Origin of the sequence: Actinomadura sp. CNU-125, assembly GCF_001942465.1 — a bacterium.
Taxonomy (GTDB): domain Bacteria; phylum Actinomycetota; class Actinomycetes; order Streptosporangiales; family Streptosporangiaceae; genus Spirillospora.
In genome coordinates this window covers 1-10,061 of sequence record NZ_MKJY01000198.1, presented here as the reverse complement: position 1 = coordinate 10,061, position 10,061 = coordinate 1, and the positions used below count along the sequence as shown (strand labels likewise).

The window sequence follows — 10,061 nt, the reverse complement described above, 5'->3', positions numbered from 1 at the left end:
CTCCGCCGCGGTGCCCATCGGCGGGAGCGCCGCGCCGCGGGCGTCGGCGCGTCCGTCCCGCCCGTGACCGCGAGGGCGCCGAAGCCGAGGAGGACGACGGCGGCCAGCGCCCCGGCCGCGGCGAAGTACGCCTTCGGGCCCGGCAGGCCGCCGAGGCGGGAACGCCGGCGCGCGGCGGACGCGTCGGCCCGCACCGCCGGGGGCGTGCTGTGCGTAGGGCGCGTCGGGCGCGTAAGGGCCGGGTGCCGGCGCGTTCGAGGACGGCGTCCCTTCCCGCCCTTCCGGCCCTTGGCGGGCTTGGACGGCTTGGGGGGCTTGGGGGCCTTCGCTCCGCCCTTGCCCTTCGCGTTCTCGGCCGCCGCGGGACGCGCGCGCCCGGGCTCGGGCCGTCCGGGCTCGGGCCGTGCGGCTTCGAACCGGCCGGGCTCCGGCCTGGCGCCGCGCCGGGGCGGCGTCGCCGTCCGTCCGGACGTGCGGCGGGGGGCGGGCCGACGCCCGGCCTGGCGGTTCACCGGGGCGCTGCGGGGGCCGCCGGGACGGCGGCCGGGCTCATCGAACTCCACGACGGCGCAGACTACTGCCCGCGGGCCGGTGACACGCCCGTCCCGGCTCGCATCGGCACGACTCGGTCCGGAACGGCCCGGGTCACTGGGCCGCCTCGTCGGCCAGGCCCAGCCGCGCCCACAGGAAGTCGGCGGGCTTCTCGACGGCCAGGCTCACGTCGATCAGGTCGTTGAGGGTGGCGCCCTGGCCGCCACCGGCCTGCTGCACCCAGGTGATCACGGCGTAGTGGCCGTAGTTGCGGGCGTAGGCGGCGCTGAAGCCCTTGCCGAAGGCCGGGACGCCCTCGGGGTTCAGCGGCAGGATCCAGCCCGCGTTCGCGCCCGGGTCGAGGGTGCGCAGGATCTGGTCGGCGCCCGCCTTGTCCTTCAGGTTGACCACGAAGAACTGGCCGACGAACTTCTTGTCGGCGCTGACGTAGGCGGCCCGCCCGATCTGCGTGCAGCCGTGCGTGGCCAGGTCCTGCTGGAGCCGGTCGCCCCAGGTGGCGCTCTTGCAGTCGGTGAGCTGCGCCGCGGCCTGCGTGAACGTGTACCGACCGCTCTGGATGGTCTTGGCGTCGCCGCCGAACGCCTCGGCCTCGGTGATCGCCCGCTGGTCCGCCTGCCGCGACGCGATCTTGGTGAAGCCGCGTCCGTTGTAGTCGGGCGTGTAGGCGGTCGGCACCACCTTCGCGACCGGTGCCTTCTCCTCGCCGCCGCCGCTCGTCACCAGGACGACCACCACGACCGCGACGACCACCACGACGAGCGCGGCGGCCGCACCGAACAGCAGCTTGGGAGCCGGACGCTTCGAACCGGACGCGCCGTCGTTCTTCGGCGGGATGTCCCGTCCGCCCTTGGGCGGCGTCCCGGGGGAACCAGTGTCACGTGCCTCGATCACGCCCGGGAGCTTAGCGGTCGGACCGCACCGCGCGGGCCGGAAAGGAGGTTTTGTCCGCTGCGATGGCCCAAGGTCACGTTTCGGTGGCGACGTCGCCTCCGCGGCGGGATCAGACGCCGTTGGTTCCGATGAGCGCGCCGACGCCGTAGGTGATCGCCGCGGCCGCCGCCCCGAACACGAGCTGCCGCAGCCCGCCGAACCACCAGGCGCGCGTCGTCACCCGCGACACCAGCGCCCCCGCCGCGAACAGCCCGAGCGCCGCGACCACCGCGGCGGGCCACAGCGACGTCGCGCCCAGCAGGTACGGCAGGACGGGCAGCAGCGCGCCCACGGCGAACGACAGGAACGACGAACCGGCCGCCAGCAGCGGGGACGGCAGGTCCCCCGGCGCCATCCCGATCTCCTCCTTGGCGTGCACTTCGAGGGCCTCGTCGGGGTCGCGCGACAACTGCCGGGCGACCTCGGCGGCCGTCTCGGGGTCCACGCCCCGCGATTCGAAGACCTGCGCCAGTTCCCGCTGCTCGGCGATCGGGTGGCGGGCCAGTTCGAGCCGCTCCACCTCGATCTCCGCCTCGGCCAGCTCCGACTGGGACGCCACCGAGATGTACTCCCCCACCGCCATCGAGAACGCCCCGGCGGCAAGCCCGGCCAGGCCCGCCAGCAGCACGACCTGCCGGCCGCCCGAACCGCCCGCGATCCCCGCGATCAGCGCGAAGTTGGAGACCAGCCCGTCCATGGCGCCGAACACGGCGGGCCGCAGCCAGCCGCCGGTGACGTCGCGGTGCTGGTGATGGTTCTCCGGCGTCGCCGGTGGGTTCATCGCCTACTTGCCGTCCTTGACGGACCGGGCTTCGGCGGGCTCGTCGTCCTCGGGCGTCGCGGCCTCGGGTTCGTCGTCCTCGGCTTCCGCCTTGCCGGTCGCGGGCTCGTCGTCCTCGGGGGTCGCGGGCTCGGGCGCGTCGTCCGCGGGCGTCGTGTCCTCGGACGCGCCGGTCTCGGGCTCGCCGTCCGCCGGCTCGTCCGTCTCGGGCTCGGCGTCCTTGGCCTGCTCGGCCTCGGGCTCGGCGCCCTTGGGGACGTCCGGCTTCTCCGGCTCTTCGGCCTTCTCGGCCTTCTCGGCTTTCTCGGACTTCTCCGGTGCGTCGTCCGGTCGCTTCTCCGGGTCGGCCTTCGGCCCGTCGTCGTCGGGCGAGGCGCCGACGTTCTCCGGGCCGGTGCGGTTGCGGGCCAGGTACATGTACGCGACGGCCGCGAGGAACACGGCGATCGACGTCCAGTTGTTCAGCCGCATGCCGAGGACGTGGTGGGCGTCGTCGATGCGCAGCAGCTCGATCCAGAACCGGCCCACGGTGTACGCGGCGACGTACAGCGCGAACGCGCGTCCGTGGGTGAGCTTGAAGCGGCGGCCCGCCCAGATGACCAGGATCGCCACGCCCAGGCACCACAGCGACTCGTACAGGAACGTCGGGTGGTAGGTGGCGATGTCGGCGTACTCGGGGTCGAGGGTGACGCCGTCCGCGAGGCGGGGGCGGTTGTCCCGGTCGATCTCCAGCGCCCAGAACGTGTCCAGGGGCCGCCCGTACAGCTCCTGGTTCCAGTAGTTGCCCCAGCGGCCGATCGCCTGCGCCAGCGCGATCCCGGGCGCGACGGCGTCGGCCATCGCGAACGGGGACACGCCGCGCGTCCGGCAGCCGATGGCGGCGCCGACCGCGCCGAGCGCGACCGCCCCCCAGATGCCGAGTCCGCCCTCCCAGATCTCCAGCGCCCGCAGCGGGTCGCCGTCCGCGCCGAAGTACCGCTGGTAGTCGGTCAGCACGTGGTAGAGCCGACCGCCGACCAGGCCGAACGGCACGGCCCACACCGCCACGTCGATGACCGTGCCCGGCTGGCCGCCCTTGGCGGCCCAGCGCCGCTCGCCCAGCCAGACGGCGACGACGATGCCGAGGATGATCATGATGGCGTAGGCGCGGATCGGGACGGGCCCGAGGTGCCAGACGCCCTGCGAGGGACTCGGGATGAAGGCGAGCGGCTGCATGGGCGTTGACGTTACCGCCTCCGGCGCGCGCACGTGCCGCGCTACGCCCAGCGTCGCGGCGCCGCCGGAGCCGGCGCGCCGCGGCCGGAGCCCGCCGCGTTGCCCGCACGTGCCGCCGGACGCGCTGCCGGACGGGGACGGCGTGCTTCCCTGCGCCCCCGCGATCGCGTCCCGCAGCCCCTCTTCGGTGAGCGCGTCGCCGCCGAGCTTGCGGCCGTTGAGCGCCAGGTAGGGCGTGGCGTCGACACCGGCCCGCCCGGCGGCCACGGTCGCGTTCTCGACTTCCTCGATCTTCTGCATCTTGCGGACGCACGTCTCGAACTGCTGCCCGGTGATGCCGACCTCGGCCGCCCACTTGATCAGCTCGTCCTGCGCGAACCCCTCGTCGCCCTCCGGCGGCTGGTGGGTGAAGAGCTTGTCGTGGTAGGCGACCCACTTGCCCGCGGGCGCGCAGGCCGCCGCGTTCGCGGCGCGGCGCGAGTTCGACATGAGCGGGTCCTGCTGGAACAGCTGGAACGGCCGGTAGACGACCTTCACCTCGCCCTTCGCGGCGAGTTCCTTGACCGTCGCGCCGAGCTGTTCCTCCATGGCGCGGCACGCGGGGCACTGGAAGTCCTCGTAGATTTCCAGGACGGGCGCGTTCACGCCCTGCTCGGCCATCGCGACGGAGCCGTCCTGCTGCCGGGTCGCGGGCGCGAGCGGCCCGTCGTATTCGGCGATCGGGTCCGGGCCCTCCTGCGCCCCAGGACCAGGACGACGGCGGCGACCACGACGGCCGCCGCCGCGACGGCGCCGAGCACCACCACCAGGAGCCGCCGCCGCTTCGCGCGGACGGCGTCCCGTGCACGTTCGTCCGCGAGCCGCCGCCGGGCGGAACGGTCATTGTCGGCCATGCTTCGATCCCCCGATCGGCCTGACTTGCGCAGCAGGTCCGAGCGTACCGACGGCGGGCCCTCGAACGGGGGATATTCGTCACACGCCGCGACGCGCGCCGCACGCCCCGTGTCGGCGGGGACGTACGGCGGCGCGTCGTGGGTCGGCTGCCGGGGGGCGGTTACCCCTCGGAATCCGCGGGCTTCTCCGAGGAGGACTCCGACGGCGACGCGGAGGGCGACTCCGACGGCGACGCGGAGGGGGCCGCGGCGGCGGCCTCGATGCCGGCCCGCAGCGTGGCGGGGTTCATCGCGATGTTGTTGTCGATCTGCTGCCCGTCCAGGAACACCGCGGGGGTGCCCTGGACGCCGCGCTCTTCGAGCGCGTACTTGGTCATCTGCTGGACCTTGGACTCCTGCTTCATGTCCCGCACGCACGACTCCCAATTGGGGTCGGTGATGCCGACGTCGCGGCCCCACTTGACGAGGTCGTCGGGCGCGAAGCCCTCGCTGCCCTCGCGCGGCTGGAAGCCGAAGAGCGCATCGTGGTAGGAGATCCACTTGTCGGCGGGCGCGCACAGCGCGGCGTTCGCCGACCGCAGCGAGTTGATCTTGATCGGGTCCTGCTGCTGGCCGAACAGGTGGAACGGCCGGTAGACGACCTTCACCTTGCCGTCGGCCGCGAGCTTCTCGATCGTCTCGCCGGTGGTCTCCTCGAAGTCCTTGCAGATCGGGCACTGGAAGTCTTCGAAGATCTCCAGGACCGGCTTGGTCACGCCCTCCTTCGCCATCACGATCGACCCGTCGTCCTGACGGCTCAGCGGGGCCAGTTCGCCCGCGTGCGCGACGGCGGTGTTGTTCTTGTTCCGCTGATCGATGATCAGGACGGTCCCGACCACGACGACGGCCACCGCGACCACCGAGCCGATGACGATGGCGAGCAGCCGCCGCTGCTTCGCCCGCGCGGCCTCCCGCTTGCGCTCGGCGGCCAGGCGCTCCCGCGCGGACCGCTCCCGTGCGGCCTTGCTCATTGACACTCCTATGCGTGGGGGGCCGCGCCGAGTCGGGCGGCGCGGTCCCGGCGGTTCGGTGGTTCCCGCGGGTCGTCCCGTCCGGCCCGCCGGACCGGCCGGGACGGAGGGGAGGCCCCGCTAGTCGACCTGACCGATCCGCCGGAATTCGTCGATCAGGACGAGGATGAAGAGCAGGGTAGCGATGACGTGCACCCCGGTGCACCACAGGCAGATCTTATGCAGCAGCGCGAGTTCCACGGTCACGAGGTAGACGACGAACAGCACGCCGAGCGCGGTGCTCGCGATCCGTCCCCAGCGCAGCGGCGGCCACTGCGACCGCAGCGCCCACGGGGTGATCAGCACGGCGAAGCCCACGAAGAAGGCGAGCCCGAAGAACGGCATCGGAATGCCGAGCAGGCTCGCGTAGTCGCTGGTCGTGACCGCGTGGCAGTCGACCGTGGACGTCGCCGAGCACACCAGCGCCGCGTCGTCGTAGTGCGTGATCGTGAGGTAGCCCGAGATCCCGATCCCGGCGACCGTCAGCAGCCAGGCCGCGGCCAGGAACCACGGCGGCCGCACCGGCGCCTTCGCCGCCGCGCCGTCGCGCTCCTCCACCGTCTTCTCTTGCGTCATCGTGATCCTCCGGGACCGCCTCCGCTGGCGAACACACCTTACGGGGTCGCGGCGGTCCCACAAGCATCAACCGATCGCGGCCGTCCGTTGGTTCCCGGATGGATACGAAACGTCCCCGGGATTCGCCGCGGCGGCGTGTCCCGGGGACGTCCGGACGTCCGGCTTCAGGCGTTCCCGCGGACGCCCGCCGCGAGTTCCTCGGTGAGGGCGCGCAGCCCCGCGAGGCCGGTGGCGAGGTCGGGTGCGTCGAGGAGGCGGCGGACGAACGCCGACCCGACGATGACGCCGTCGGCGAACCCGGCGACCTCGGCGGCCTGGGCGCCGTCGCTCACCCCGAGGCCGAGCCCGATCGGGCAGGTCCGCGCCGCCCTTGTCGATGATCGCGCGGGTGCGCTCGACGAGGCGCGGCGCGCCGGTGTCGACGGCCCGGCGGGCGCCGGTGACGCCCATCAGCGACGCCGCGTAGACGAATCCGCGGGACACGCCGGTGATCGTCTCGATGCGCTCGTCGGTGGAGCTGAGCGCCACCAGGAACACCCGGTCGAGGTCGTGGGCGTCGGACGCGGCGAGCCAGTCGCCGCCCTCCTCCGGGGTGAGGTCCGGGGTGATCAGCCCGGACCCGCCCGCGGACGCCAGGTCGCGGGCGAACGCGTCCACGCCGTAGCGGTCGACGGGGTTCCAGTACGTCATGACGAGCGTCGGGACGCCCGTGGCGGCGACGGCCTCGACGGTGCGGAACACGTCGGCGACGCGGAACCCGCCGACGAGGGCGCGGTGGACGGCGTCCTGGATGACGGGGCCGTCCATCATCGGGTCGGTGTAGGGCAGGCCGATCTCGATGACGTCGCAGCCCGCGTCGACCATCGTCTTCGCGGCCTCGATCGCGCCGTCGACGGACGGGAACCCGACGGGCAGGTAGCCGACGAGCGCGGCGCGTCCCTCGGCCTTCGCCTTGGCGTAGGCGGTCTTGGCGGTCACCGGCCCTCCCCTTCGGGCATCAGGCCGAAGTGGGTGGCGGCCGTGTGCATGTCCTTGTCGCCGCGGCCCGACAGGCACACCACGATGGTGGCGTCCGGGCCGAGTTCCCCGCCGACCTTGAGGGCGCCGGCGAGCGCGTGCGCGGACTCGATCGCGGGGATGATCCCCTCGGTGCGGCACAGCAGCGCGAACGCGTTCATCGCCTCGTCGTCGGTGATCTCGCGGTACTCGGCGCGGCCGGAATGGTGCAGCCAGGCGTGCTCGGGGCCGACGCCGGGATAGTCGAGCCCGGCGGAGATCGAGTGCGTCTCCAGGGTCTGCCCGTCGTCGTCCTGCAGCAGGTAGGTGCGCATGCCGTGGATGACGCCGAGGGATCCGCCGGTGAGCGTCGCGGCGTGCCGTCCGGACGCGACGCCGGCGCCGCCCGCCTCGAACCCGTAGAGCCGCACGGACTCGTCCGGGACGAACGCGTGGAACGCGCCGATCGCGTTGGACCCGCCGCCGACGCACGCGACGACCGCGTCCGGGAGCGCGCCGGTCAGCTCCAGGCACTGCCGCCGGGCCTCCGCGCCGATGACCCGGTGGAACTCGCGGACCATCAGCGGGAACGGGTGCGGGCCCATGGTCGAGCCGATGCAGTAGTGCGTGTGGTCGACGCTGGCGACCCAGTCGCGGAACGCCTCGTTGACGGCGTCCTTGAGGGTGCGGCTGCCGTTGTGGACCGGGACGACCTCGGCGCCGAGCATCCGCATCCGCGCGACGTTCAGGGCCTGCCGCTCGGTGTCGACCTCGCCCATGTAGACGGTGCAGTCGAGGCCGAGGAGGGCCGCCGCGGTGGCGGTGGCGACGCCGTGCTGCCCGGCGCCGGTCTCGGCGATGAGGCGGGTCTTGCCCATCCGGCGGGTCAGCAGCGCCTGCCCCAGCACGTTGTTGATCTTGTGGGAGCCGGTGTGGTTCAGGTCCTCGCGCTTGAGCAGCACCCGGGCGCCGCCCGCGTGCTCGGAGAACCGCTTCGCCTCGGTGAGCAGGCTCGGACGTCCCGCGTAGTTCGCGAGGAGGTCGTCGAGCTCGGCGGTGAACGCGGGGTCGTGCCTGGCGGTCTCGAACTCGCGGGTGAGCTCGTCCAGCGCCGCCATCAGCGCCTCGGGGGCGAACCGCCCGCCGAAGGGCCCGAAGCGCCCCTGCGCGTCCGGCAGGGCGTCGGGCACGGCGGCGCCCGCGGTATCGGTGGTCATGGGAAACGTGTCCTGTCGTGGCGTATGGGAATGTGACCGGTCAGCGGAGGATCGACCGGCCCCGCCATCGCTCGTGCAGCGGTTCGACCTGCATGGGCGTACCCTACCGGTCCGCCGTCAGCCGCTCTGCCGGAGCGCGGGGTGGGCCCCGGCGGCGACGAGGTCGGCGACGGCGGTGCGCGGGTCGCGGCCGATCACGAGGCTCTCCCCCACCAGCACCGCGTCGGCGCCGGAGGACGCGTAGGACAGCAGGTCGTGCGGGCCGCGCACGCCCGACTCGGCGACCTTCACGGCCTCCTTGGGCAGCAGCGGCGCCACCCGGGCGAACACGCCGCGGTCGACCTGCAGAGTGCGCAGGTCGCGGGCGTTCACGCCGATGACCTTCGCGCCGGCCCGGACCGCGCGCTCGGCCTCCTCCTCGGTGTGGACCTCGACGAGCGGGACGAGCCCGATCGACTCGGCGCGCTCGATCAGCGACACCAGGGCGTCCTGTTCGAGGGCGGCGACGATCAGCAGCGCCATGTCGGCGCCGTGCGCGCGGGCCTCCCACAGCTGGTAGGAGGTGACGATGAAGTCCTTGCGCAGGACGCACACGCCGACGTTGGCGCGGACCTCGGCGAGGTCGTCGAGGCTGCCGCCGAACCGGCGCCGCTCGGTCAGCACGCTGATGACCTTGGCGCCGCCGGCCTCGTAGTCGCGGGCCAGCGCGGCGGGGTCGGCGATGGCGGCGAGCGCGCCCTTGGACGGGCTGCTGCGCTTGACCTCGGCGATCACCGAGACGCCGGGGCCGCGGAGCGCCGCCAGCGCGTCCAGCGCCGCCGGGGCCGCCGCCGCCTTCTCCTTGAGGGCGTCGAGCGGAACCTCGCGCTGCCTGTCGGCGAGATCGGCTCGGACGCCGTCGATGATCTCGTCCAAAACGCTCAAGGTGACAGGCCCCCTATTTCAGGTCGATCCGTGCACCGATCGTAGCCGCCCCGCCGGACGCTCCTCGCAGCAGGGCGGGCCCGGTTCCGGTCAGGGCGCGAGTGCCTGCGCGAACGGCAGGTTCCGCAGGATCCAGTAGACGACGATCACGCCCAGGAACGCGAAGACGGGCACGGGGCGGAACAGCGCGGACCGCATCGGCCGCCCGCGCGCGCTGAGCACGACCCAGCGCCCGTACAGGTAACCGAAGACGGGCAGGAGCACGAACATCAGCGGATTGAGACCGAACGCGACGCCCACGTCTCCGTGGGTCAGGGCGTGGACCAGCCGGGTCATGCCGCAGCCGGGACAGTAGAACCCGGTCAGCGTCAGGAACGGGCAGGACGGGTAGTGGCCCGCCTCGTTCGGATCCACGAACGCGACGAGCGTCGCGCCGGCCGCGGCCCCGGCCAGCACGGCGGCGTGCGGCAGCAGCGCCCGTCTCCGGCGCGCCGGCGGCGCGGGCGGACGCACATGCGCGGTCGTGTGCCCGGTCATGCGCCCAGCGTAGAACAGCCGCCACGAACCCCGCGCGCACCGCCCCCCGACCGGGGCGGCCGTGGGCGCCGCGGGTCAGGTGTCCAGGACGTAGCCGACGCCGCGGACGGTGCGGATCGGGCCGTCGTGGTGGGCGCCGACGCCGAGCTTGGCGCGGAGCTGGGCGATGTGGACGTCCACCGTGCGGCTTCCGGCGCCCGCGCCGGGCCCCCAGGCGGCGTCGAGGAGCTGCTCGCGGGTGAAGACGCGGCCGGGATTGCTCATCAGGAATTCGAGCAGGTCGGATTCGGTGCCGGTGAGGGCGACGAGCCGTTCCCCGACCGCGGCGGTGCGGCGGTGCGGGTCCAGGGCGAGGGGGCCGGCGCGCAGCGGCCCGGGAGCCGAGCCCGGC

At 73.6% G+C, this 10,061-nt stretch carries 10 protein-coding genes and 2 pseudogenes; all 12 read right to left on the bottom strand.

Annotated features, from left to right (window positions below; translation table 11 throughout):
• Positions 1 to 563: pseudogene (locus BJF79_RS53595) on the bottom strand (hypothetical protein); the annotation flags it as partial.
• Between the two features lie 82 nt (positions 564 to 645).
• Positions 646 to 1,443 (bottom strand): hypothetical protein, encoded by a 798-nt coding sequence (locus BJF79_RS22510; protein ID WP_075900227.1) that lies wholly within the window; start codon positions 1,441 to 1,443, stop codon positions 646 to 648.
• 109 nt (positions 1,444 to 1,552) lie between these two features.
• Positions 1,553 to 2,263 carry a VIT1/CCC1 transporter family protein gene (locus BJF79_RS22505; protein WP_075900225.1) on the bottom strand — a complete coding sequence of 237 codons (711 nt, stop codon included), beginning with the start codon at positions 2,261 to 2,263 and terminating at the stop codon, positions 1,553 to 1,555.
• A 3-nt stretch (positions 2,264 to 2,266) separates the two neighbouring features.
• Positions 2,267 to 4,138: a prolipoprotein diacylglyceryl transferase gene (gene lgt / locus BJF79_RS51280; RefSeq protein WP_083733663.1), complete on the bottom strand. Its 1,872-nt coding sequence runs from the start codon at positions 4,136 to 4,138 to the stop codon at positions 2,267 to 2,269.
• Positions 4,120 to 4,371, bottom strand: a complete 252-nt coding sequence (locus BJF79_RS22490) for a hypothetical protein (protein WP_075900223.1) — start codon at positions 4,369 to 4,371, stop codon at positions 4,120 to 4,122. The genes lgt and BJF79_RS22490 overlap by 19 nt, the downstream gene beginning before the upstream one ends.
• A gap of 161 nt (positions 4,372 to 4,532) precedes the next feature.
• On the bottom strand, positions 4,533 to 5,381 hold the full coding sequence (locus BJF79_RS22485) for a DsbA family protein (protein ID WP_075900221.1): 849 nt from the start codon (positions 5,379 to 5,381) through the stop codon (positions 4,533 to 4,535).
• A 120-nt stretch (positions 5,382 to 5,501) separates the two neighbouring features.
• A complete protein-coding gene (locus tag BJF79_RS22480) occupies positions 5,502 to 5,996 on the bottom strand; it encodes a vitamin K epoxide reductase family protein (RefSeq protein ID WP_083733662.1) in 495 nt (164 codons plus the stop codon).
• Between the two features lie 164 nt (positions 5,997 to 6,160).
• Positions 6,161 to 6,974 (bottom strand): annotated as a pseudogene (gene trpA / locus BJF79_RS22475) (tryptophan synthase subunit alpha).
• A complete protein-coding gene (gene trpB, locus BJF79_RS22470) occupies positions 6,971 to 8,209 on the bottom strand; it encodes a tryptophan synthase subunit beta (RefSeq protein ID WP_075900219.1) in 1,239 nt (412 codons plus the stop codon). The pseudogene trpA and the gene trpB overlap by 4 nt, the downstream one beginning before the upstream one ends.
• Positions 8,210 to 8,326: 117 nt before the next feature.
• Positions 8,327 to 9,133 (bottom strand): indole-3-glycerol phosphate synthase TrpC, encoded by an 807-nt coding sequence (trpC, locus tag BJF79_RS22465; protein WP_075900217.1) that lies wholly within the window; start codon positions 9,131 to 9,133, stop codon positions 8,327 to 8,329.
• A 90-nt stretch (positions 9,134 to 9,223) separates the two neighbouring features.
• Positions 9,224 to 9,670 carry a DUF2752 domain-containing protein gene (locus BJF79_RS22460; RefSeq protein ID WP_075900215.1) on the bottom strand — a complete coding sequence of 149 codons (447 nt, stop codon included), beginning with the start codon at positions 9,668 to 9,670 and terminating at the stop codon, positions 9,224 to 9,226.
• Between the two features lie 75 nt (positions 9,671 to 9,745).
• The coding region (locus BJF79_RS22455; RefSeq protein WP_143220093.1) for a winged helix-turn-helix domain-containing protein at positions 9,746 to 10,061 on the bottom strand (316 nt) is incomplete at its 5' end.

Coding starts and splice junctions, on each gene's coding strand:
- BJF79_RS22505 (WP_075900225.1), bottom strand. CDS start 2,263: ATGAACCCACCGGCGACGCCGGAGAACCATCACCAGCACCGCGACGTC.
- lgt (WP_083733663.1), bottom strand. CDS start 4,138: ATGGCCGAGCAGGGCGTGAACGCGCCCGTCCTGGAAATCTACGAGGAC.
- BJF79_RS22490 (WP_075900223.1), bottom strand. CDS start 4,371: ATGGCCGACAATGACCGTTCCGCCCGGCGGCGGCTCGCGGACGAACGT.
- BJF79_RS22485 (WP_075900221.1), bottom strand. CDS start 5,381: ATGAGCAAGGCCGCACGGGAGCGGTCCGCGCGGGAGCGCCTGGCCGCC.
- BJF79_RS22480 (WP_083733662.1), bottom strand. CDS start 5,996: ATGACGCAAGAGAAGACGGTGGAGGAGCGCGACGGCGCGGCGGCGAAG.
- trpB (WP_075900219.1), bottom strand. CDS start 8,209: ATGACCACCGATACCGCGGGCGCCGCCGTGCCCGACGCCCTGCCGGAC.
- BJF79_RS22460 (WP_075900215.1), bottom strand. CDS start 9,670: ATGACCGGGCACACGACCGCGCATGTGCGTCCGCCCGCGCCGCCGGCG.